The sequence below is a fragment of the Pseudomonas sp. LBUM1662 genome (assembly GCF_059695915.1).
The window spans coordinates 2,853,001-2,876,442 of sequence record NZ_CP166793.1 but is presented as its reverse complement, the minus strand read 5'-3'; the positions used below and the strand labels follow the sequence as shown (position 1 = coordinate 2,876,442).

22 protein-coding genes and 1 pseudogene are annotated in these 23,442 nt (G+C 58.4%); 15 read left to right on the top strand and 8 right to left on the bottom strand.

Annotation, left to right across the window (positions count from 1 at the left end):
* Nucleotides 1-84: 84 nt before the first annotated feature.
* Entirely contained in the window at nt 85-984 is a 900-nt protein-coding gene (locus ACA049_RS13045) for a LysR family transcriptional regulator (RefSeq protein WP_497336011.1), read from the top strand.
* 195 nt (nt 985-1,179) lie between these two features.
* Nucleotides 1,180-2,862, top strand: a complete 1,683-nt coding sequence (gene ilvD / locus ACA049_RS13040) for a dihydroxy-acid dehydratase (protein WP_497336009.1) — start codon at nt 1,180-1,182, stop codon at nt 2,860-2,862.
* A 105-nt stretch (nt 2,863-2,967) separates the two neighbouring features.
* Here ilvD and ACA049_RS13035 read toward each other — a convergent pair whose 3' ends face one another.
* The 3 genes and pseudogenes from ACA049_RS13035 to ACA049_RS13025 form a co-directional block, all read right to left on the bottom strand.
* Entirely contained in the window at nt 2,968-3,693 is a 726-nt protein-coding gene (locus tag ACA049_RS13035) for a methyl-accepting chemotaxis protein (protein ID WP_497336857.1), read from the bottom strand.
* 132 nt (nt 3,694-3,825) lie between these two features.
* A pseudogene (locus tag ACA049_RS13030) lies at nt 3,826-4,581 on the bottom strand (MCP four helix bundle domain-containing protein); the annotation flags it as partial.
* 136 nt (nt 4,582-4,717) lie between these two features.
* Nucleotides 4,718-5,077, bottom strand: a complete 360-nt coding sequence (locus ACA049_RS13025; protein WP_497336007.1) for a hypothetical protein — start codon at nt 5,075-5,077, stop codon at nt 4,718-4,720.
* 193 nt (nt 5,078-5,270) lie between these two features.
* Between ACA049_RS13025 and ACA049_RS13020 the strand changes: the two genes are divergently transcribed.
* Both ACA049_RS13020 and ACA049_RS13015 read left to right on the top strand, forming a co-directional pair.
* Nucleotides 5,271-5,531 (top strand): DUF2024 family protein, encoded by a 261-nt coding sequence (locus tag ACA049_RS13020; RefSeq protein WP_497336005.1) that lies wholly within the window; start codon nt 5,271-5,273, stop codon nt 5,529-5,531.
* Between the two features lie 4 nt (nt 5,532-5,535).
* Nucleotides 5,536-5,814, top strand: coding sequence for a Rho-binding antiterminator (locus tag ACA049_RS13015; protein ID WP_497336003.1), 279 nt, complete (start codon nt 5,536-5,538; stop codon nt 5,812-5,814).
* On the opposite strand, the gene ACA049_RS13010 is transcribed toward ACA049_RS13015, so the two are convergent.
* Nucleotides 5,790-6,140 carry a hypothetical protein gene (locus ACA049_RS13010; protein ID WP_497336001.1) on the bottom strand — a complete coding sequence of 117 codons (351 nt, stop codon included), beginning with the start codon at nt 6,138-6,140 and terminating at the stop codon, nt 5,790-5,792. The genes ACA049_RS13015 and ACA049_RS13010 overlap by 25 nt on opposite strands.
* A gap of 449 nt (nt 6,141-6,589) precedes the next feature.
* Between ACA049_RS13010 and ACA049_RS13005 the strand changes: the two genes are divergently transcribed.
* The 8 genes from ACA049_RS13005 (at nt 6,590) to ACA049_RS12970 (ending at nt 16,820) form a co-directional block, all read left to right on the top strand.
* A complete protein-coding gene (locus ACA049_RS13005) occupies nt 6,590-7,888 on the top strand; it encodes a sialidase family protein (protein ID WP_497335999.1) in 1,299 nt (432 codons plus the stop codon).
* The gene (locus ACA049_RS13000; protein ID WP_497335997.1) at nt 7,885-8,499 is read left to right on the top strand and encodes a hypothetical protein; all 615 of its coding nucleotides are present in this window, start codon (nt 7,885-7,887) and stop codon (nt 8,497-8,499) included. Before ACA049_RS13005 ends, ACA049_RS13000 begins: the two co-directional genes overlap by 4 nt.
* A 31-nt stretch (nt 8,500-8,530) precedes the next feature.
* A complete protein-coding gene (locus ACA049_RS12995) occupies nt 8,531-10,567 on the top strand; it encodes an LTA synthase family protein (RefSeq protein WP_497335995.1) in 2,037 nt (678 codons plus the stop codon).
* A gap of 370 nt (nt 10,568-10,937) precedes the next feature.
* Entirely contained in the window at nt 10,938-13,193 is a 2,256-nt protein-coding gene (katG, locus tag ACA049_RS12990) for a catalase/peroxidase HPI (RefSeq protein ID WP_497335993.1), read from the top strand.
* Between the two features lie 563 nt (nt 13,194-13,756).
* The gene (gene ycaC, locus ACA049_RS12985) at nt 13,757-14,389 is read left to right on the top strand and encodes an isochorismate family cysteine hydrolase YcaC (RefSeq protein WP_497335991.1); all 633 of its coding nucleotides are present in this window, start codon (nt 13,757-13,759) and stop codon (nt 14,387-14,389) included.
* Nucleotides 14,390-14,523: 134 nt separating this feature from the next.
* A complete protein-coding gene (locus ACA049_RS12980; RefSeq protein ID WP_497335989.1) occupies nt 14,524-15,339 on the top strand; it encodes a DUF1206 domain-containing protein in 816 nt (271 codons plus the stop codon).
* A 63-nt stretch (nt 15,340-15,402) separates the two neighbouring features.
* Nucleotides 15,403-15,843 carry a tryptophan-rich sensory protein TspO gene (tspO, locus tag ACA049_RS12975; RefSeq protein WP_497335987.1) on the top strand — a complete coding sequence of 147 codons (441 nt, stop codon included), beginning with the start codon at nt 15,403-15,405 and terminating at the stop codon, nt 15,841-15,843.
* A complete protein-coding gene (locus tag ACA049_RS12970) occupies nt 15,843-16,820 on the top strand; it encodes an alpha/beta hydrolase (protein WP_497335985.1) in 978 nt (325 codons plus the stop codon). Before tspO ends, ACA049_RS12970 begins: the two co-directional genes overlap by 1 nt.
* A 10-nt stretch (nt 16,821-16,830) precedes the next feature.
* Here ACA049_RS12970 and ACA049_RS12965 read toward each other — a convergent pair whose 3' ends face one another.
* Complete coding sequence (locus ACA049_RS12965; RefSeq protein ID WP_497335983.1) at nt 16,831-17,286, bottom strand: winged helix-turn-helix transcriptional regulator; 456 nt, start codon at nt 17,284-17,286, stop codon at nt 16,831-16,833.
* A 124-nt stretch (nt 17,287-17,410) separates the two neighbouring features.
* On the opposite strand from ACA049_RS12965, the gene ACA049_RS12960 reads away from it, so the two are divergent.
* Entirely contained in the window at nt 17,411-18,694 is a 1,284-nt protein-coding gene (locus ACA049_RS12960; protein ID WP_497335981.1) for an MFS transporter, read from the top strand.
* On the top strand, nt 18,691-19,578 hold the full coding sequence (locus ACA049_RS12955) for an EamA family transporter (protein ID WP_497335979.1): 888 nt from the start codon (nt 18,691-18,693) through the stop codon (nt 19,576-19,578). Before ACA049_RS12960 ends, ACA049_RS12955 begins: the two co-directional genes overlap by 4 nt.
* On the opposite strand, the gene ACA049_RS12950 is transcribed toward ACA049_RS12955, so the two are convergent.
* The gene (locus ACA049_RS12950; protein WP_497335977.1) at nt 19,566-19,802 is read right to left on the bottom strand and encodes a hypothetical protein; all 237 of its coding nucleotides are present in this window, start codon (nt 19,800-19,802) and stop codon (nt 19,566-19,568) included. The genes ACA049_RS12955 and ACA049_RS12950 overlap by 13 nt on opposite strands.
* 156 nt (nt 19,803-19,958) lie before the next feature.
* On the opposite strand from ACA049_RS12950, the gene ACA049_RS12945 reads away from it, so the two are divergent.
* Nucleotides 19,959-20,414: a VOC family protein gene (locus ACA049_RS12945; RefSeq protein WP_497335975.1), complete on the top strand. Its 456-nt coding sequence runs from the start codon at nt 19,959-19,961 to the stop codon at nt 20,412-20,414.
* 61 nt (nt 20,415-20,475) lie between these two features.
* Here the strand turns inward: ACA049_RS12945 and ACA049_RS12940 are convergent, their stop codons facing one another.
* The gene (locus ACA049_RS12940) at nt 20,476-21,402 is read right to left on the bottom strand and encodes a Gfo/Idh/MocA family protein (protein ID WP_497335973.1); all 927 of its coding nucleotides are present in this window, start codon (nt 21,400-21,402) and stop codon (nt 20,476-20,478) included.
* A 121-nt stretch (nt 21,403-21,523) separates the two neighbouring features.
* Nucleotides 21,524-23,011 carry a phospholipase effector Tle1 domain-containing protein gene (locus ACA049_RS12935; RefSeq protein ID WP_497335971.1) on the bottom strand — a complete coding sequence of 496 codons (1,488 nt, stop codon included), beginning with the start codon at nt 23,009-23,011 and terminating at the stop codon, nt 21,524-21,526.
* Nucleotides 23,012-23,442 lie beyond the last annotated feature (431 nt).

The following is a 23,442-nucleotide window of genomic DNA, read 5'->3' as shown; positions in this document are numbered from 1 at the left end:
TTTGGCATGGCGGAAGACGCACCACTTGCACTTGATACCTGCATCAAACGCCATGCCATCGTCGGACCGTGCTAACGTTGAATCATGACGACTCCTGACCTGAATCTGCTGATCACCCTCGATGCGCTGCTCGCCGAAGGCAGTGTGGCGCGTGCTGCTCAACGGCTACGGCTGAGCCCATCGGCGATGAGCCGGGCACTGGCGCGGTTGCGTGAAACCACCGGCGACCCACTGCTGGTCCGCGCCGGACGCGGCCTGGTGCCGACACCCCGCGCCCTGGAACTGCGCGAGCAGGTCAGCCAATTGGTGCAGCACGCCGAAGCGGTGCTGCGCCCTGCCGAGCAACTCGACCTCAAGCAACTGGTGCGAACCTTCACGCTGCGCACCAGCGACGGTTTTGTAGAGAACTTCGGGCCTGCGCTGATAGCTCGGCTCAGCGAAGAAGCACCCGGCGTACGGCTGCACTTTTTGCAGAAACTGAACCAGGACAGCACGCTGCTGCGGGACGGCACGGTCGATCTGGAGACCGGTGTTGTCGCGGACACCACCAGTCCGGAAGTGCGCAGCCGCGCGTTGTATCAGGACCGTTTTATCGGCGTGGTCCGCCCGGGTCATGCGCTGAGCAAGGGCAAGATCACCCCCACCCGGTATGCGTCCGGCCGGCATGTCCTGGTCTCGCGGCGCGGACGGGACAAAGGGCCGATGGATGACGCCTTGAAACCGCTCGGTCTGGAACGGGAAATCGTGACTATCGTCGGCGGCTTTTCCGCAGCGCTGGCGCTGGCCCGTGCCTCGGACCTGATCGCAACCGTTCCCGAACGCCACACCCACAATCTGCGCGCCGGACTCCACAATTTTGCCCTTCCGGTCGACACGCCGGTGATTACCGTTTCAATGCTCTGGCACCCGCGCATGGACGCCGATGCCGCGCACCAGTGGTTGCGCGGCTGTATTCGGGAAGTGTGTGCGGGGCTTCAGGATTAGCACTTATCAGGCGCTTTCGCACCCTGTGGGAGCGGGCTTGCTCGCGAAGGCGGTGTGTCAGCCGACAATAAAGTTGAATGACACACCGCCTTCGCGAGCAAGCCCGCTCCCACAGGTCGGCCAACCGGGACTAGACTCAATGCGTTGCTTCGGGCCACACCGGTCAGGCCAGCGATCTGGATATGAGGGAACGTCATGAGCGACAAAGTCGATTTACGCAAGTACTCCTCGCAAGTGGTCGACGGCGTGGAGCGCGCGCCCGGCCGTTCGATGCTGCGTGCCGTGGGCTTCACGGATGAGGATTTCAAGAAACCGCAAATTGGCATCGCCTCCACCTGGGCGATGGTCACGCCGTGCAACATGCACATCGACAAGCTCGCCGTTGAAGCGGAAAAAGGCGCAAATGCCGCCGGCGCCAAGGGCGTCATTTTCAACACCATCACCATTTCCGACGGCATCGCCAACGGCACCGAAGGCATGAAGTATTCGCTGGTGTCGCGGGAGGTGATCGCCGATTCCATCGAGGTGGTAGCCGGTTGCGAAGGCTTCGACGGCCTGGTCACCGTGGGCGGTTGTGACAAGAACATGCCGGGCTGCCTGATCGGCATGGCGCGGCTGAATCGCCCGTCGATCTTCGTCTATGGCGGCACCATTCGCCCGGGCGCCGGCCACACCGACATCATTTCCGTGTTCGAGGCCGTCGGCCAAAATGCTCGCGGCGATATCAACGAGATTCAGGTCAAGCAGATCGAGGAAGTGGCGATCCCCGGCCCCGGTTCCTGCGGCGGCATGTACACGGCCAACACCATGGCCTCGGCCATTGAGGCGTTGGGCATGAGCCTGCCCGGTTCCAGTTCCCAGGACGCCGTCGGCAGCGATAAGGCGTCCGACAGTTTCCGTGCCGGCCAGCAAGTCATGGAACTGCTGAAGCTGGACCTCAAGCCACGCGACATCATGACCCGCAAGGCCTTCGAGAATGCGATCCGCGTGGTGATCGCCCTCGCCGGCTCGACCAATGCCGTGCTGCACCTTTTGGCCATGGCACATGCGGTGGATGTCGAACTGACGCTGGATGACTTCGTCGCACTCGGCAAGGTGTCACCGGTGGTGGCCGACCTGCGCCCCAGCGGCCAATACATGATGAGTGAGCTGGTGGCCATTGGCGGCATCCAGCCGCTGATGAAGCGCATGCTTGCCGCCGGCATGTTGCACGGCGATGTGATGACAGTGACCGGCAAGACCCTGGCAGAAAACCTGGAAAACGTGCCCGACTACCCAGACGGCCAGGACGTGATCCTGCCGTTCGACCAGCCCGTCAAAAAGGACTCCCATCTGGTGGTGCTGCGCGGCAACCTTTCGCCCACTGGCGCGGTGGCCAAGATCACCGGCAAGGAAGGCTTGCGCTTTGAAGGCACCGCGCGCGTCTATCACGGTGAGGAAGGCGCATTGGCCGGCATTCTCAATGGCGAAGTCAAAGCCGGCGACGTCATTGTCATTCGCTACGAAGGGCCCAAGGGTGGGCCCGGCATGCGCGAAATGCTCTCGCCGACGTCAGCGGTCATGGGCAAAGGCCTGGGCAAGGAGGTCGCGCTGATTACCGACGGCCGCTTCTCCGGTGGCTCCCATGGTTTTGTGGTGGGGCATATCACCCCGGAAGCCTTTGAGGGCGGGCCGATTGCGCTGATTGAAGATGGCGACAGGATCACCATCGACGCTGAAACCCGACAGATTACCGTGGATGTTTCAGACGCTGAATTGGCTGAGCGCAAGACCCGTTGGGTGCGGCCGGAATCCAAGTACAAACGCGGGGTGTTGGCCAAGTATGCGAAGACTGTGTCCAGCGCTTCGGAGGGGGCGGTGACGGATAAGTACCTTTAAGATCAAAAGATCGCAGCCTCGTTTCACTCGACAGCTCCTACAGGGGAATGCAAAACCCATGTAGGAGCTGTCGAGTGAAACGAGGCTGCGATCTTTCAACGATGCCTACAGTCGAAACCGATCCACGGACTGCGACAGCTTGCCCGCCAAACTCGACAGTTCATCCGTCGTCGAAGCCGTCTGGCCAATCACCTTGCTGTTGCCTTCCGACATCCCCGCAATCATGTCCACCTGATGGGCGATTTCGTTACTGGCCAGGCTTTGCTCGCCGATGGTGCGGGTTATGTCGTTCACCAGCTCAGTGGTATTGAGCGTGGCTTCGAGGATTTCGCGAATGGCGCGCTCGACGTCGGCGGTCACGGCCATGCCTTTGTCGACCTGCGCAACGCCCGCCTCCATGCTGGTCACCGCCTCGCGGGTGCTTTGCTGGATGCGCGAGACCATGCTGGCAATTTCCTGGGTCGAAGCGCTGGTGCGTCCTGCGAGGCTGCGGACTTCGTCGGCCACTACGGCAAAACCACGGCCTTGCTCACCGGCACGAGCCGCTTCGATGGCGGCGTTGAGGGCCAGCAAGTTGGTTTGATCGGCGATGCCCTTGATCACCTGAATGATGCTGAAAATCCCCTCGGACTCCTTGTCCAGCGTGCGGATCACCTGGGCTGACTGCTGCGCCGAACGCGCAATGCCATCCATGTCGTTGACCACTTGATGAATCACCCGACCGCCATCCTTGGCCAGAGCCTCGGCCTGGTTGGCCATGTTCAGTGCGCGTTCGGCGTGACGAGTAATTTCCTCGATGCTTGCGGTCATTTCACTGGCGGCAGCGGCCATGGTGCTGGCGGCGACGCTTTGTTGCTGGCTGCTGTCGGCGACCTGATGGCAGCCGCTGCTCAACTGCACGCTCATGCCACTCACGCCGTGGGCGTTGCTGCGAACCACCTCGATCATGCCGCGCAAGTCGCGCTGCATGGTCGCCAGACTGCGGATCAATGCGCTGGCTTCGTCCTTGTGGGTCGGTTCGACAATCGGCTCGCTCAAATTGCCATGGGCGATGCTTTGGGCAATGCGGCTGGCGGTCTGCAACGGCCCCATGATGCTCAAAATCACCCAGCGGCCCTGGACGAGCAGCAGCAGGAGGCTGGCGATGAGCACGATTCCCAAGGTGAAATTCGCGCTGCTGATGGCCTGTTCAGTGCCTTTGCTGGTCTGTTGGGTGTTGGTTTCAATCACCTCGCTGAGGGCCGCCATCTGGTCTTCCAGCTGGCTGAACGCGGTATTGAACGTACCCAGTTCCTTTTGCGCGGCATCCGGATTTTCCAGGGCCAGCCCGACGATGCGTTCCGCCGCACTGATGTAAGTATCGAGGCTCGGCTTGACCTTGTTCAGGCCAGTTTTGATGGTGTCGTTGACCGGCAGCTTGAGGTTTTCACCCAGCACTTCACGAAAATGCGCTGCATGCTCCTCGATGGAACTGCGCACCTCGGCTTTGCTGCTAGTGCTTTTGCCCAGCCCGACCACCATCGCAGACAACACATCGGCGCGCAGTGCGTCGTGCATCATGTCGGCTTCGAGGTGATTGCGCAGCGCGGTCATGCTGACCTCGTTGTCCTTCACCGCTTCCGCCATCCGGGTGTTTCCCACGTAACTGACCAGGCTCACGATCAACGCGGTGAGCAAGCTCGTACCTATCAGCAGCAACAAGCGTAATTTTATAGACATGGGGTAGCCCTCTCGGTACGTCGCTTTTATGAACACGTTATCGGCGGCGCCCGCCAGTCTTTGAAGCCTGACGCCGGACTTTCGGTGTTTTGCGACATGCGGTAGGTACGCCCCGGACGCTGCGCCCCGGCCGCGACTAGCCCTTGCGCGCCAGACGCTGCTGCCAATTGCCGCCATTGGCGCGCCGGCATTGCTCTTCAGAATCAAACTGCACATGGGCCGAGACCGGGCTGACGAGCACATCCGCTTCGCTTAACGCCATGGCCGTCAGTTCGACCATGCGCTCGCCCTGCCCGCTCGCCAGCGCCTGATCCTTGTTGGCCTGGGTGTCGAAGACCCAGATAACTCTGAGGCTGGAAGGAAATTCGTCGTAATCGACTTCGTGGGTCAGCCATTCAAATCCGACGATTTGCGCTTTGGCCGCTTCACACGCTTCGGTCAAGGTGGCAACCAGGCGACGCTCGATGTGTGCCTGATCGCGTTTGCTTAAACCCATGGGAAATCCTTTGGTGGTCGAAATGTTAAACCGGTCTTAATCGTGCACGTCTTCGGGCACTCGATGTTCCCTGCAAATCAAACTGATTTCGCCGGACTCCAGAGGTTCCTGAGTCAGCCCACAAAAGGCCCCGCCCGTAGGCTTGGTATCGATTCGAAACAACCTGACATTTGGAAACTGAAGGAGAACCATGATGAGCGTCAAAGTATTCGATACCCACGTGCGCACCAAAGACGGCCGCTACTTACATTTCGATGTGTTGATCGACAGCAACGACCCTGAATTGGCGAAGACCTACGCCCGCCGCTTCCTTGATGAACAAGGCGTTCAGGACGAAGATGTTTCTCAGAATGAATGCCGGTTCTGCCACGTTGAACCGAGCAATCCGGTCGTCGCTGAGGCGATCAGCAAGCAAGGTCACTTCATCATCAAACTGCAAGGTTGCCAGGAGTAACGAGATGAACGCGTATCAGCCTTTGAACTGCGATCTGCACGACTATCTGGAGATCGCCTGCCTGCGCGGTTATCGACTGGATATCGAGTTGAACGACGGCGCACGCCTGATCGCCAAGGCGCTGACGACGCGAACCTCCAGCGACAAGGAAGAGTTTCTCTGCCTTGAAACGGCTGACGGCCCGCAGGAAGTCCGTCTGGACCAACTGCTGGCTGTCACGCCGCTGGACGCCAATGCGCAGTTTGGGCGCGTGGTGTTTCAGGGTGCTGTTTGCACGTTTTGAGTGCCCGCAAGGGGGCAATACGTTTTGTCCATGCGGGTAGAGCCCGGTTCAATCGGGCGCTCCACCTTTCCAGGCGCTCGGTGATAGTCCTCACCCGCGATGGCTCGCAGGTACGCTTGATCCGCCTCAACCCTGAGGTCGCGCCACTCTTGCCAGCTGACGATTCCCAGGCGATCCATCTCGTCAGACTGACGGATCAGTTCTTCGTGATAGGCATCGGGACACTCCATGCGCAGCCTCAAATCTTCCAGGACGATATGCCAGGCGTTGAGCGCTCGCAGCTTTTGCTCTTGAGCCGGTGTCAGCAGATTGGCAAACGAGTGCATGGCAGCGCCCCCCGAGAGTTCTTTCAGAATGGATCAACCCATCGTGAAAGCGGTTCAGGCACGCCGACCAAAGGCAGGTTTTCAAGGTTGCAGGGTTCCCCTGCAACATAGAATCTCCCACAGGGGATTTTGGTCGATCATTCCTCATGTGAACGACACAATCCCCTGTGGGAGCGTGGCTTGCCCGCGAAGAGGCCCGAACAAACAACCTAATTCCGGATGACTCGACTGTTACAACCCTGACCTTTACGACCAACGGCGAAAAGGATCCCTGAACGAACGCAATCCCTCTAGTCCGACAGTCTTCGTCCCGGAATCAAAAGCCGAGTATCGACCTGGCAACTTGCTACAAATACCTGCTTACAATTTAGCCAATCATAAAACCCGATCGTGTACTACCGAGTGTTACGTTGAGCGCCTTATCGGGGCCATGAGATGCCAACGTAGTCATGCGCATCAAACTTCCCAGTATTCCTGCCTTCTGTGCTTACCTCGCACTGTCCTGCCTTTTTGCGACCGCGTGGTTGATCAATCCTGCCAATACGCATTCTTCCTTTGCCCTTATCAGTCCAGTACTGGCAGTGGCCGGCAAAGTGGCCGAGCCCATTTATACCAGCCGATTCGCCTCCTCCGGGCTCGTCGATTTCGTGCATTCCTCTGCGGTTACCGCCTTGCCCGACGGCAGTCTGATGACGGTCTGGTTCGCCGGTTCGCGCGAAGGCGCCGCCGATGTACAGGTGCGCTCCGCCCGTTTCGATTCGAAAACCGGTGAATGGGGTGCGGAGCAGGTCCTGGCGACTCGAGACTCGACCCAGCAGGGCACTCGAAAATACATCCGTAAACTGGGCAACCCGGTGGTGGCCCTCGCGCCGGATAACCGCGTGTGGTTGTTCTACGTGTCGGTGTCCATGGGGGGCTGGGCCGGTAGCGCGGTGAATGTGATGGTTTCCGACGACTTCGGTGAACACTGGTCCGCTCCGCGTCAATTGATCACCTCACCCTTTTTGAACATCAGCACCCTGGTCCGCTCGGCACCGGTGTTTCACACCGACGGCTCCATCGGCCTGCCGGTCTACCACGAGTTTCTGGGCAAGTTTGCCGAGTACCTCTACCTGAGCGCCAACGGCGATGTGATCGACAAATTCCGCATCAGCCACGGCATGAATTCCTTGCAGCCCACGGTGGTTCCGCTCGACGGCAATCGCGGCATCGCCTTGCTGCGTTATGCCGGCAACACCCACCATCGTGTTCTGGCGGCCCGCACCGAAGATGCCGGGCAAACCTGGAGCGAGCCTTATCCGCTCGATCCCTCGAATCCCAACTCTTCGTTGGCGGCAGTCGCGACACCCGAACACGGCTTGCTGGTGGCGCTCAACGATCTGCAGGAGGGACGCTTCAAGCTGAGCCTGTATGGGACCGACGCGAAAATGGACGATTGGCGCTCGTTGCGCGACCTGGACAAGTCACCCGATCCACAGGGCGCCCCGTTTTCTCCCGAAGCCTACAAGGAGATCATCGGCCGGGAATTCCGCGGGTCCAGCGGCGCGCGTCGCCAACCGCTGGAAGCCGAGTTCCTGGATAACCTCGACAACCGTGTCTGTAAAAACCAAGGGTGTGAATTCGAATACGAATACCCCTACTTCATCCGCAGTCCTGACGGCATGTATCACTTGGTTTATTCCTGGAACAACACCTTCATCAAGCACGTTACTTTTAACGATGCATGGCTCAACGAGCGTCTCAAATGATCAGCCTGTGGCAAGCCCATGTCAGCTTCGCAATGATCATCTTCCTGATGTTGCCTTCGTTCGGTCTTTCCAGGGCCTGGCGGATCACGCTGTTGGCCGCATTGCTGGCAGCCAGCTTTGTAGCGCTGGAAGGGTTGTCGTTGGCCGCGTATTTGCGCAGCTACATTGATGACCTGGCGATCACCACTCTGGTGTTCATGGCGTGGGGCTGCTTGCGTCGACTGGACATGCTGCCTGCGGCGCGGGGCAAAACCGGCGTCTTGATCCTCTTCGCCGCGCTGGCCCTGGTGCTGTACCCCGCCACTCTGGGCATGAGTGATGTGGACCCCTATCGCCTCGGCTATAGCCCGCGAGCCATGTTGATTTTCTTCGCTGTGCTGACACTGGGCCTGTTTTACCTGCGCAATGGCCTGGCCGTCTTGATGCTGGCCAGCGCAACCCTGGCCTTTATCGCCGGGATCAAACCTTCGCAAAACTATTGGGATTACCTGGTTGATCCGCTGCTGGGCCTGTACTGCTGCGGCGCACTGCTGATGCTTGCCGTACGCTGGACGTATCGCCGCTCAAGCAAGCGGCGTGGTGCGATGGGCGACGAATTCAAATCCGCTTGAGATTCAACGACTTTTTAACAGGGGAACAGGGATGGGTTGGCTGCACTCGAGACGTTTACATTACTGGCTAGGCGCGACAGCGATTGCGTTTGTGCTGTTTGCACTGCTGAGGGTGGTGTTCTTCTTCGGCTTTTCCGGGTTCGAACCCAAAGCCCTGACCGACACGCAAGGCGTCTGGGAAACCCTGAGCATCGGCTTTCGTTTCGACCTGCGCCTGGCCATCCTGATGATGTTGCCGCTGGCGCTGTTGGCCTGGATACCTCGGTGGAATCTGGTCAGCAGTCGTCTGCTTCGCCGCATCGCCCGTGTGTATCTGGTCGCCGCCCTGAGCGTCCTGCTGCTGATCTACATCATTGATTTTGGCCATTACGCCTACCTGGGCGTGAGGATCAACGCCACCGTTTTGCGCTTCATCGAGGATGCGCAAATCTCCCGCGACATGGTTTGGCAGACTTACCCGGTGATCTGGATTTCACTGGGTTGGCTGGCCACCGTCGCTTTCGTGACCCTGGCGCTGGTGCGTCTGGAAAGCGTCACGCTGGACCGCCCTCGCAAAATCATTCACCCGCTCTCCGCAACATGGGGTGGCGCAGTCATGGTCGTGCTGGTGCTGCTGGGCATTCTGGGGCGTGTCGAAAACATGAACCTTGAAAACCCGGTGCCATTGCGCTGGAGCGATGCGTTCTTCTCGGGCAATAACCAGATCGCCGCGCTGGGCCTCAACCCGGTGTTGTTCCTCTACGACACGGCCAAGGTCGGCCAGTCGCGTTACGACGAAGCGCAGGTGCGTGAGCATTACGCGGTGATGGCCAACTACCTGGGGGTCGACAAGCCCGATCCGCAGACCCTGGATTTCGTCCGGCACCAGGCGCCACAACCGTACAAGATCCCGGGCACGCGTGCGCCGAACGTCATGTTCATCATGCTTGAGTCGCTGGGCACCAGTGCTGTCGGCGCCTACGGCAACCCGATCAATCCGACGCCCAATCTCGATCGCCTGGCCACCCAGAGCTGGTTCTTCGAGCACTTCTACGTGCCAGTGACCGGGACCGCGAAAACCGTCTGGGCCAGCATCAGCGGCGTGCCTGACGTCACTCGACAGGAAACCGCGACACGCAATCCGCTGATCACCCAGCAACACACGCTTATCAACGCCTTCACCGGTTACGAGAAGATCTACACCATCGGCGGCAACTCCGGCTGGGCCAACATGAATGCCTTGATCCGGCAAAGCATCGACGGCGTGCGCTTGTTCGAAGAGCGGGACTGGAAATCGCCGGTGGTGGATGTCTGGGGCATTTCCGATCTGGACCTGTTCAAGGAAACCGACCAGATCCTGCAAGCGTTGCCCAAGGACAAACCGTTCTTTGCCTATGTGCAGACGGCCGGCAATCACCGCCCGTTCACGATCCCCAAGAGCAATGACGGCTTCGAGGTCAAGCACCCTACCCTGGCCGAAGTACAGGCCGCCGGGTCGCGCAGTGTCGAGCAGTACAACGCCGTGCGCTTGCTGGACTTCAATCTCGGACGCTTGATGGAAATCGCCAAGGCCGGCGGCTGGTACGAGAACACCATTTTCGTGATGTTCGGCGACCACAACACCCGCATCGCACAGATCCCGTTCCTGGCACCGGCCTACGAGCAACTGGGCCTGGAAAGCAATGCGGTGCCGATGATTATCCATGCACCGGGCTTGATCGGGACACGCAAGGTCAAGGAAGCGGTCGGTCTGGTGGACTTGCTGCCCACCGTGGCGGGGATGGCCGGTCTCGAGTTCCGTAACAGCGGCATGGGCCGTGATATCCAGCAGCCAGCACCCGAGGGTGAACGCGTGGTACCGCTGGTATTGCGTGAGGGCACCTTCCCGCTGATTGCCGGCGTGACTCAACACTACATGGTGCAGATGGAGCACGACGGCAGCTCGCCGTCCCTTCACGACCTGGCCTCGATGACGCCGCGGGACAACGTTGCAGAGAAAAACCCTGAAGAGTTCAAGCGCCTGTCAGAGCTGACCCGCGCCATGCACGAAACCTCAAGGTTGATGCTGTACCAGAACGTGCGCAAGTAACCGCTCAGGCCTGCAAACCCGCGTCTTAGCTCCAGATAGACGCGGGTCCTCCCCGCGACATCCGTAAAAGACTCTGCCTATTACCTCCCAATACTCCACCTATTAGCTGACTTCCAAAGTGGGGTCTAACCTGTATCCAGCGCTGGCGGAACAAGCCGGCCGGTTTAGTGCTGATAAGGAGACAGGAATGAGTCCGACGCTTGACTAGGCCACCCGTGGGCCACCGCCGCTGTCCAATTCTCGTGTGGTCCAGACAATCAGTTGATCCAACTGTTGGTCCTGCAGCCTATGTCATTGAGTTCGCTCGTTGCTATCTAACGCCCACCCCGGGCCGATAGCCGGATGAAACACGACCAAAGGTAGCTCACACATGGCAAATGAATCGAAATGCCCGTTCAATCACGCCGCTGGCGGTGGCACGACGAACCGCGATTGGTGGCCGAACCAACTGAATCTGAAGATCCTGCACCAGCACTCATCCCTGTCAGACCCTACGGATGAGGGCTTCAACTACGCCGAAGAATTCAAGACCCTGGACTTTGAGGCGGTCAAGCGCGACCTGACGGCGCTGATGACCGATTCGCAAGACTGGTGGCCAGCGGATTTCGGTCACTATGGGCCGCTGTTCATTCGCATGGCCTGGCACGCCGCCGGCACCTACCGCACGGGCGATGGTCGTGGCGGCGCCGGCTCCGGTCAGCAGCGCTTTGCACCGCTCAACAGCTGGCCGGATAACGTCAGCCTCGACAAGGCGCGCCGGCTGCTCTGGCCGATCAAGCAAAAGTACGGTCGTAAAATCTCCTGGGCGGACCTGATCGTCCTCACCGGCAACGTCGCGCTGGAATCGATGGGCTTCAAGACTTTCGGTTTTTCCGGTGGCCGTGCAGACGTCTGGGAACCGGATGAAGACGTCTACTGGGGCTCGGAAAACAAATGGCTGGGCGGGGACACCCGCTACGGCAAAGAAAACGAACCGATGCAGGAGCCAGGCGAAGGCCCGCTCGTGGCTGAGCCGGGGGAAAACGAGGAGAGCCGTACCGAACAAGGACGCAACCTCGAAAACCCGCTCGCCGCCGTGCAAATGGGCCTGATCTATGTGAACCCGGAAGGCCCTGAAGGCAACCCGGACCCCGTCGCTTCAGCCAAGGACATCCGCGAAACCTTCGGGCGCATGGCGATGAATGACGAAGAAACCGTGGCGTTGATCGCTGGCGGCCATGCCTTCGGCAAAACCCACGGTGCCGGTCCTGCCGACAACGTCGGGGCCGAACCCGAAGCCGCCGGCCTCGAACAACAAGGCTTTGGCTGGAAGAACAGCTTCGGCACCGGCAAAGGCCCGGACACCATCACCAGCGGCCTGGAAGTGACCTGGACCACCACGCCCACCCGGTGGAGCAACAACTACCTGGAAAACCTGTTCGGTTTCGAGTGGGAACTGAGCAAAAGTCCCGCCGGTGCGCACCAGTGGGTCGCCAAAAACGGCGCGGGCGCCGGCACCATTCCGGATGCTCATGATCCGTCCAAACGGCGCAACCCCACCATGCTGACCTCGGACCTGGCCCTGCGCTTCGACCCGATCTATGAACCGATCTCGCGGCGCTTCCTGGCCAATCCGGATCAGTTGGCCGACGCCTTCGCGCGCGCCTGGTTCAAGCTGATCCACCGCGACATGGGCCCCCTCTCCCGCTATCTCGGGCCGGAAATGCCCAGCGAAGAATTGCTGTGGCAAGACCCGATCCCGGAGGTCGACCATGCCTTGGTCAACGACAGTGACGTCGCCGCGCTCAAGAGCAAAGTGCTTGCTTCGGGCCTGAGCGTCTCGCAGCTGGTATCGACGGCGTGGGCAGCGGCTTCTACCTTCCGCGGCTCCGACAAACGTGGCGGCGCCAATGGGGGTCGGCTGCGTCTGGCCCCGCAGAAATTCTGGCAAGCCAACCAGCCTGATCAACTGGCAAATGTGCTGGCGAAACTCGAGGGCATCCAGAACGAGTTCAATAACAGCGGCAAAAAAATCTCGCTGGCCGACCTCATCGTGCTTGCCGGTAACGCGGGCGTCGAACAGGCCGCGAAAAATGCCGGTCACAGCGTCACGGTGCCGTTCACCCCAGGGCGGATGGACGCCTCGCAAGAGCAGACGGATGTCGAGTCTTTCGGCTTCCTCGAACCCATCGCCGATGGCTTTCGTAACTACCTCAAATCCCGCTACAGCGTGTCGGCCGAGCATTTGCTGATCGACAAGGCGCAACAGCTGACGCTCACCGCGCCAGAAATGACTGCGCTCGTGGGCGGCCTGCGCGTGTTGAACACCAATGTCGGGCAATCAAAACACGGCGTGTTCACGCAGCAGCCAGAGGCGTTGACCAATGACTTCTTCAAGAACCTGCTGGACATGGGTGTGGAATGGAAACCGACCTCGGAGGCTAACGAGGCGTTTGAAGGACGCGATCGCAAAACCGGCGAAGTGAAGTGGACCGGGACCCGTGTTGATCTGGTCTTTGGTTCTCATGCGCAGTTGCGGGCGCTGGCTGAGGTTTACGCGAGCAGTGACGCGAAGGAGAAATTTGTGAAGGACTTCGTGGCGGCGTGGACCAAGGTGATGAACCTGGATCGCTTCGACGTGAAGTGACGCGATTGTTGAATCAGTGAGGCCTGGAATGGGCCGCCTCGATCCGGTAAGACGGATTGGAGTGGCCCTGATTACCCGCCCCCCTGATGAGAGCTTCTTCAACCGGATTCAAAGTGTATTTGGAATCAGGGTCGACGCAGGGCAATTGAGAAATGCACTCCAGACTTCATAAGCATCGTGATGTCGTTTAGTCGCAATGTCCCATTCAGGCCCGGAAACACATCGGGATGACACCAGCGTCATCATGCCCATGGTGGCAGCATCCAGTTCGATCAGCAGTGCGTGAGAATGGATTCTGAAGTCTTCTAGCGAAGTCATAATGTAAGTCCCAGCGGATATCACCGCTATCGAGAAGCAGGCACCTCTCAGGGTGTGGAGTGCGGCCACCTCGAAAGATTCATATTTTCCGAGCTTATACCCGTAATCGCCTGGTACTCCTTTCGATTGTCCGCTCTGAGTTGACAGTCAAACCGTTTTCACCCTCTTTTTCCCCTTCCTGTAGATCATTAATCTGAGCCCATGTTGAACGAAGCCACTTACCCCTCTCGATAAAGGATTTCATCATGAGCAACGCCACCTACAACCGCCTGAACAAAGACGACGCCGTAGTGTTGATGATCGACCACCAGACCGGTCTGATCTCGCTGGTGCAGGACTTCTCGCCCAACGAGTTCAAAAACAACGTGCTGGCCCTGGCTGACGTGGCCAAGTTCTTCGAATTGCCAACCGTCCTGACCACCAGCTTCGAACAAGGTCCGAATGGCCCGCTGGTGCCGGAACTCAAGGAAATGTTCCCGGACGCGCCTTACATTGCCCGTCCTGGCCAGATCAACGCTTGGGACAACGAAGACTTCGTCAAGGCGATCAAGGCGACCGGGCGCAAACAGCTGATCATCGCGGGTGTGGTGACCGACGTTTGCGTGACCTTCCCGACGCTGTCGGCCCTGGCTGAAGGGTTTGAAGTGTTCGTGGTCACGGACTCTTCCGGCACTTTCAACACCACCGTGCAACAGGCGGCGTGGAACCGCATGACGCAAGCCGGTGCGCAGATGATGAACTGGTTCTCGGTAGCCTGCGAATTGCAGGGCGACTGGCGCAACGACATCGAAGGCCTGGGCAACCTGCTGTCCCAGCGCATTCCGAACTACCGCAACCTGATGAACAGCTACTCGGCATTAACAGCCCGCCAGGCGTAAAACCTGAGGCGCAAAACCCGAAGCCCGCACTTGCGGGCTTTTGGCCGTTTCCTGCCTGTACACCCCGATTTTCAATCGAACCCCGCCCAACCCGAAAGGTCTGCTTCTGTATTGCCTCTCTGGAATAAACGCCCATGTCTGCGCACCACAACCTTGTTGTACTCGCTCGGGGCGGCTATGCCGCTCGAGGCGTTCTTTACCTGATCATAGGGATCTTCGCGTTGCTGGCGGCTCAAGACTCGTCGAAACCGAAGGACAGTCACAAGAGCCTGGAGGCCGTGTTAAGCCAGCCTTTCGGTTATGTGTTAGTCGGACTGGTGGTGGCAGGCCTGCTCGCGTTCGCCTGTTGGCGAGTGTTGCAAGCCATACGCGACGTCGATCACCACGGCAACAATATGAAGGGGCTGGTCATTCGGGCAGGACTGTTCGCGGGAGGTCTGGTCAATGGCGCGCTGGCGTTTTTTGCGTTGGGCTTGCTCGTCAGCGGCATCCGAAGCTCGGGGGACTCCGGCGGTGGCCAGACCAAGGATTTACTGGCGCATCTGCTGTCCTGGGAACATTCGAATGTATTGGTGTACCTCGTCGCACTCGTGCCTCTCGGCGTAGGCATCGCTCACATCATCAAGGGCTGGAAGTCGTCGTTCGAGAAATATTTTGAAGCTGATGAAGACGTCATGCGCTACGTACGTCCGGTGTCCCGGTTCGGTCTCATCGCCCGTGGCGTCGTGTTTATCGAGATCGCCCTGTTGCTGATCGTCAGTGGCTCCCGCTATAAAGCCATGGACCCGCCCGGCATGAAGGAGGCCCTCGACGCGCTGCAGAATCTGCCGGCCGGGGGTGTGATTTTGATGGTGATGGCCTTGGGGTTGATCGCCTTTTCGGTTTACAGCTTGTCCGAAGCCGCCTGGCGCAAGATCAACATGGATGTGCCAGGCGTACCGAGCGCATAGCGCGCCTGAACTGCCGACAGAATCCTGCAAACCCACACCGCTGAGCTCAACCAAGGACTGACGATGACCTTTCTGATTTTTCTTCTGGCCTGCGCGGCCGCAGCAAGTACAGGCATTCTTTTCAAACCGGGCCAGTGGTACGAATCGCTCGTCAAGCCCAGCTTCACGCCACCCAATTGGCTGTTTCCGGTCGCCTGGTCGATTATCTATCTGCTGCTCGCCTGGGCCGGGTATCGGTTGTCCCTGATACCTGGAAGTCAGGTGGTGCTGGCGTTATGGGCGGCGCAGATTGCGCTTAATACGCTGTGGACACCGGTATTCTTCGGCGCGCACCGTATTTTCGCCGCCATGGTGATCCTGACACTGCTCTGGCTGGTGGTCGCCGCCATGGTGGTGATGGCAATCCGGCTGGATGTGATCACTGGCCTGATCCTGTTTCCTTACCTGGTGTGGCTGTGTGTCGCGGCTGCGTTGAATTTTTCCATCTTGCGCAATAACCGCTGATGGAGAATCCCGAACTCGCGACTCAAACACCTTGGCCGGCTGGCGAGCAGGCGTGGGAGCAAGTGCGCAACTTCAACAAAAAGCTCGCCTGGTTGCCGCGCTTTCGCATCCGCAATCGGCTTACGCCTCGGGTGATCCAGGCACTGCTGCGCGCCAGCCAGATCGGCGGCGCGGGTCAATTGCTCAAGCATGGGCTCAAGGCTGAAAGAAAGATAATTGATGCCGGCGGCGTCCCGGTGCCCGTCCGGATCATCCGGCCGAGAGGTCAAGCAAAAGGCGTTGTGCTTGATTTCCACGGCGGTGGATGGGTGATCGGCAATGCGCAAATGAATGACGGCTTTAACGTTGCCATGGTGAATGCGTGCAACGTTACGGTTGTTTCGGTCGATTACCGGCTTGCCGTATCGACTCCGATTGAAGGCCTGATGGAAGACTGCCTTTGTGCCGCTCGCTGGTTACTGAAGGACTGCACCGAGTTTGCGGATCTGCCCGTCATTGTCGTCGGCGAATCGGCGGGGGCTCACCTTGCGGCGGCAACGTTGCTGTCGCTGAAACAATCGCCCGACTTGCTGCAACGGGTGAGCGGCGCGCTGTTGTATTACGGCGTCTACGATTTGACCGGAACCCCGAGCGTCCGCGCAGCGCCGCCTGAAACGCTGCTGTTGGACGGTCCTGGCATGGTTGAAGCGTTTCGCATGCTGACGCCGGGCCTGACCGAAGAACAACGTCGGCAGCCACCGTTGTCACCGCTGTACGGCGACTTTACCGATTTCCCGCCGGCGCTGCTGTTTGCCGGCGAGCTGGATCCCCTGAGAGACGACACACTCGACATCGCCGAGCGCTGGAGGCAATCGGCACCTGTGGAGATGCACTTGCTCCCGTCGTCTCCACACGGATTTATTCATTTTCCGACGGCGATTGCACAGAGCGTGCTGGCGTACAGCCGTGAGTGGATAACGGCTCGCATCGACGGGTGAAGCCCGTCCGCTATTCGCCGTTAACCAGCCTCACCCTGTGGCAGTCAGCGGGTCCGAGTTTTTGCCCGCTTGATGAGCGAACGTCCATCGGCATCAGAGGCTGGCCGGACGCGTTGTCCAGCAGCACAGAACGCGTCTCCCGAGGCTGGAACAGGTAACGCTCGCCCCACTGCCTCATGCTGACCACCACCGGAAAGATCTCCCGCCCCTTGTCCGTCAGGACGTACTCCTTGTAGGCGCTTCCGTCTGACGCCGGCCGAATGTCGAAGACTCCGACCTCAACCAAGGTTTTCAGTCGCGAAGCCAGAATATTTTTGGCGACGCCCAAGCTCTTTTGAAATTCGCTGAATCGGCGAATGTCGTCAAACGCATCGCGAATGATCATGAGCGACCAGCGATCCCCGATGGCCTCCAGTGTTCTTGCCACGGGGCATTCGCTGCTTTGCGTTGAAGTGCCTTCGACCATCGTATTTACCTTTTGGATAAGGGTTGTCACATCTGCCGACAAACTGGTTGCAATTTAAAACTTGATTCAGCAATACTCGAATCCAGTTTTTATTTGAAACCAGCTTAACGCCATGGAGGCGTTCATGACAGCAGATGCCGACACAGTCGCCCAACGTAGCACCCGGCAGCCTTCGGGATTGCCGACCATGGAAACCGGAAAAAGCAGCAGGCCCGCCCAACCTGCGGGGCTTTCTCCGGCGCTCACGTTATTGTTTTCGGTCACCTGCGCACTGGCCGTCGCCAATGTCTACTTTGCCCAACCCTTGCTCGCTTCAATGGCTGAAAGCCTGGGCGTCACCTCAGGATTGATCGGGGTCGTGGTGACGGCCACTCAGGCTGGATACGCGCTGGGATTACTGTTCATCGTACCGTTGGGCGACCGGGTTAACCGCAAGCGGCTGATTCTGACTCAAGTGATGCTGTCTGCCATAGCACTGGCAGCCGTCGGCGCCTCACAGCAATGGCTGGCGCTTTTGGGCGCGGTGATCGTGATGGGTTTACTGGCCGTGGTGGTTCAGGTGCTTGCGGCCTACGCCGCCACGTTGGCCACGCCCTCACAACGTGGGCAGGCAGTGGGGACCATCACGAGCGGCGTTGTCCTGGGCATTCTTCTGGCGCGGTTTACCTCTGGGCTGATCGCCGACCTGGCAGGCTGGCGCGCCGTCTATTTCGTTTCCTCAGGATTGATGCTGACCCTCGCGGTGGTGCTATGGAAAGTGGTGCCTGCCGCCGTGTCGCCACGCAATCAAGACACCTACCCAGCGCTGATCCGGTCGATGTTCAAGCTGTTCATGACCGAACCGGTTTTGCGGATCAGGGGTTTGTTGGCCTTATTGATCTTCGCCGCCTTTTCCGTGCTGTGGACCTCCATGGTGCTGCCGCTGAGCGCCCCGCCGCTGTCGCTTTCACACACGGCCATCGGCCTGTTTGGCCTGGCCGGCATCGCCGGAGCCCTGGCTGCGAGAAGAGCCGGTCAGTGGGCCGATAGAGGTTGGGGACAACGCGTGACTGGCATTTCGCTGGGGCTGCTGATGCTTTCCTGGTTACCCATCGCTTCTGCCGAGACGTCCCTGATTGCGCTGGTCTGCGGCGTGATCGTGCTCGATTTCGCGGTGCAAGCCGTCCACGTCACCAATCAGAGCTTCATTTTTGCGGCACGCCCTGACGCCCAAAGTCGCATGGTCGGCGCCTACATGTGCTTCTACTCGGTCGGCAGCGCGCTGGGCGCGGCAGCCGCGACCCAGGTTTACGCGCTCTGGGGCTGGACGGCGGTGAGCCTGCTGGGCGCCCTGATCAGCGCTGCGGCGTTGGCGCTTTGGTTTCTGACGAGTCATCTCTCACCCACCCATCAAGGAAGATCAGCATGAAAGCCGGACACCTGCTACTCGCCCTCTCGATTACGGCCATTTGGGGCGTGAATTTCTCAGTGATCAAACTGGGCCTCACCACCGTTGACCCACTGATTCTTGCCGGCATTCGCTTCACGCTTTGCGCACTGCCAGCGATCTTTTTCATTCCAAAACCCGATGTGCAGTGGCGCTACATCATTGGATACGGTCTGGTCTTCGGCATAGGGCTCTGGGTCGTCGTCAACCTTGGCATCAAGTCGGGTCTTTCAGCAGGCATCGCTTCGCTGGTGCTTCAGTTCAGCGCGTTTTTCACAATCCTACTGGGCGCATGGATGTTCAAGGAAACGATTTCCCGCTACCAACTGGCGGGCATGGGCATCGCCTTCTGTGGCTTATTGAGCATCATCTCGATTGTTGACGGCACAGTGACGACGGCCGGGCTGATCCTGGTGCTGCTGGGCGCAGTGGCCTGGAGTGCGGCCAACATAATCAACAAAAAAGCCAGGACCACTCAGGTCTTCGCCTTCCTGGTGTGGTCCAGTGCGTTTTCGCCCATCCCGCTTTTCGCGCTTGATTACGCGGTCAACGGCTCGACGGGTTACAGCGCGTTGGTGCATCAACTGGACTACCGTGCCGTCCTGTCGATCCTGTTCCAGGTCTATCCCAATACCCTGTTCGGCTACTGGGTGTGGAATTCACTGCTGAAACGATACCCAGTGTCGACCGTCGCGCCGTTGTCGTTATTGGTGCCGGTGTTCGGCCTGCTGGGTTCAGTCCTGATTTTCAATGAAAGCCTGTCCTTCAACAAAATCGTTGCAGTCGTTCTCATCGTGTCGGGGCTTGGCGTCGGTTTATACGGACAGCGTGTCCTCAGTGCCGTGCTCAGGCATCAACCGGGTTGATTCACGACCGCAATCTGCGTCAGCCCTACCCGCTCGGCCTGTTGCAGAATCTGCGCCGGCGTCGCGTCCGCGGTGGGCATGATCAGGCTGTTTTCACCGTCGCCATAATGCAGCTGCAGCAAGTGCATCGCGGCCTCATGGACGGGCAGCTGAGGCTGTTCCAGTTCAAACAGGTAGGTGCGGGGTTCGCCGTTGAACAGGTAATTCAGGGTCCATTCGTGCATGGTGGAATCCTCTGATGAAAAAAGTACATCTGATGATCCTGACTTATCGATCAGCTCTTCGTTCAACTCTTCGACCAGAAAACAGCCACACAAAACCCCTTCTCATTCTGATGAAGCCGTCGTTACCATGGCCACCGGTCAGACAGGAGGAATGCAATGGAGCTGAAGTTCAGCCACGTCGATGTACTGGTCAAGAATCTCGAGGAAGCCTGTGCCTATTACGCACAGATTCTTCAAGCCAGGATTTCTAAAACGCTCGTATGGGAACGCGGTGGCCTGCACGTGCGCTACGCGATTGCGTTGATCGGTCAGGAGCGTTTCATGCTGGTGCATCCCTTGGCGGGCAACCTGAAGGACCTCCTGGACTCCGCGGGCGAAGGCATGATTTACCGCCACTGCTACTCCACACCGGACATCGAGAAGGCCTATGACGACTTGATCGCCGCGGGTGTTCAGCCAGAAGACGAAAATGGAAAACCACTCGCTCGCGCGAACCTGCAATCCCCGTCCGGGACCCGCATCATCTGGTTGCCCAAGCGCTTTGGGCACTTCTCCATCGAGATACTGGAAGACAAAGCGCTGGAAGCATTTATCGAGGAAGCGTTTGCCTGAGAGAGGCGGCGGTGAATATCCACTTTCGCCCCAACCAGTCACTGCCGCACTTTAGCGGTTGTCAGTCGTAGAACGGCTCAACCGACACCCGACTGCCGACAAAAAAACTGTCGGCCACCAGTCGCAGCGGCTGGAGGTCCAGGTCGCTGGCGTTGTCGCCAATCAGCTGTTGGAAATGTCGATACACCGCCGCGTACTCGCCCTCCTCCGAGACGGCCTGGCGCACACCGTCGATACTCAGCAGGGCACCACCGTTATCCAGGCGCAGGGTGCCTTCGGTGCAGCGGATCTCGACGCTCCAGAGTTCGTCATGGCCGTGGTCGAAATCGAACTCCGCGCGGACATCGAGGTGACGCGCGTCAGACATTTTGATCGAAGCGGCAATCGGCGACTGGCAGTTATTGGGGACTCGCAGTTCAGCCGACTCGACAAACAGCGGCAGCGCCAGCAGATAGGTGGCGATCGACAAGGCATTGATGCCCGGATCGAAAACGCCCAGGCCTCCAGGCTGCCAGATCCAGGCCTGGCCGGGATGCCACTTGCGCACGTCTTCCTTCCAGTCGATCTGCACGCTCTGAAGGGTGCGGCTGGCCAGCCAGTCACGGGCCGCCTCGATGCCCGGCGCGTAGCGTGAATGCCAGGCGAATAAACCGCTGACGCCTTGCTCCTGTGCCTGGCTCGCCAACGCCATCGCTTCACCCAACGTGGCGCACGGCGGTTTTTCTACCAACACGTGCTTGCCTGCGGCCAGTGCTTGTTGCACCAGAGCGAATCGTCCTTGCGGTGGTGTGCAAAACGCAATCGCATCAACCGGCGGGCCGTTTTCGAGCAGCTCGCTCAGGGACTTGAAGTTCTCGACCCCGGCGCAGGGCTGCCCTTGCGTGGCGACAGACACCAACTGGAACGCAGGGTTGGCGTGGATAGCGGGAACGTGTTGATCCTGGGCAATCTTGCCGTAGCCCACCAGACCGAGACGGATCGGTTGCATCAATGACTCCTGATTTTTGTTTTATCTTGATACGCGAACCGGCAAGACTACGTTTGTGGCGCGAGGAAGTCATTGATGACCTTCGCCACCGCCCGAAATTTGCGTGAACGCCACCCAGTCCTCAAGGAGAATGAGTGAGCGCCGGCATTGAGTCTGGACTGACAATCGTGAAGGTTGATTCAGGGTCGTGTCCGAGATTAACCGGTCGATATTGTCCTTCAGGCTCACGATTGGGATGGGGTGCTGCTAGCTTCTTGATCTTCATACGGGTCAGGACGCTCTTATCGACGTTGTCATGAGCGATAGGTTTGCGACGCAGTAAGCCCGCGTTTTTATAGAGCGCGGCTAAATACCGGTTGGCGTCAAAATATTCATCATGAAGCTGCCCGCCTACACATTCCCTGGGCCACTCGGCATCAGAAAAAATACGATCATTTTTTGTTCTCGTTAACATCCAGCGCAACGGCGTAGCTTCCAATCCAACCGGGGCAGATTCACCCACTCCAAATTCTTTACCGCAGATTAACGCTTCAGGGCCTTTGTAATAGCCGCCGCCGACATCGGCATGAGCCCCCGCAAACCAGACCTCCTCTAGCGTTTGCTCTGCATACTGCGGCACACCGAAACGCTGAAGGCGAAAGCTATCGCGCTGCTCGTCCAGGGACATCGCGTGATAACCCCGTCTCGCATAAAGCTCGATTCGATGCCCGTCTGGATCCTCATCCAGGCCTAGCCCCACTGCGGGAACGGTATCAAACACGCCCACCACTTCCACGGTGACCTTTTTATCCGACGGTTTATCTCCATATATCTCTATGTTGTTCGCCTTGCGATAGTCTTTCAACTCAGTGCGCAGCTCGCTTTCAAAAGTAGCTCTGCCAGTATTAGATTGATGATAGAGCTTATACATATTGGAGACTTTGCTGTGGAAGTTCCCCGCCCACCACAACAGGAATGTATCGTCTAGTGTATTGGGGGCTACGGACGCTGGTTTCGCCAAGCCCGCAAATTCGATAAAGCCGTTAAGGGAGCGCGCCGTGAATGCTCCGCGACTGAATCCGAATAAATAGATTTGATCCTGTGGTTTGTAGGCCTCGACCAAAAAGCGATAGGCCTGACGGATATTCATACTCACACCGGTACCGAATGCGGCGCCGCTTATAGGCGAGGTAGGACTGGTACCCACACCCTTGTCATAATAGGGAATGACCGGATCGCCCAGCTCTATTTTGGTGTCTAAACTGCCTTTAAGTGTCCTGGACAGCGCAAGTTCATAAAGGCGCCAAATATTGGTGCTGTCTTCCTTGTCATTGGCGGTTCCATCCAGGAGCACGACAAGTTTTCGCCCCTGCACATCCTTGAACAAGCAATCGAGGAGTTTCCACCGAGCCTGAACCTTATCGTAATCATCATCGGCTTTTCCTTTCGGAAAGCTCGCTTGACCGGGACAGTTCTGGGCTTTAGCCAGCAACAAGTCATCAAACTTCACTTTTTCTTGCTGATGCATCCCCAAACGCTCTGCACGATTGCTGACTGGCGTATCAAGATTTTGAGAAACGGCAGAACAACCTGAAAGCAAAAGAACCAATGGAAAAATTAGGTTTCGCACAGTCCGAACTCCCTGAAGTTATTGGAGCAATCGTTTTAGTAGCGTCAACGACTGGCACTCTCTCCGTCATCTCCAGCATAGATTCGACAATTGGAGTGTGCAAATTGGCAGCGCAATTATAGTTCTCACCCGTAAATACAATGACTTAAGGATGCTTTTCATGCCTTCCACCTGATTCGGTGCTTGTCATGAAACCGTCTACACTCCTGCAAGTGCTTGCCTGGATCTAATTTTCTTATGCTTTAAAGCAGAATTAGACATAAACGAAATAGATGTCTGAGAGAAATCCAATGCGTACACCAACGTTTGTTAACCGAATCATACGCTGGTTTTCCTGGTCGACAGGGGTCATCGCCTTGACCTCCTGTACACATCTAGCGATGGAGCATTGTGAAGACTATGGAGTCCTCGGAATCAGAACACCAGGAACA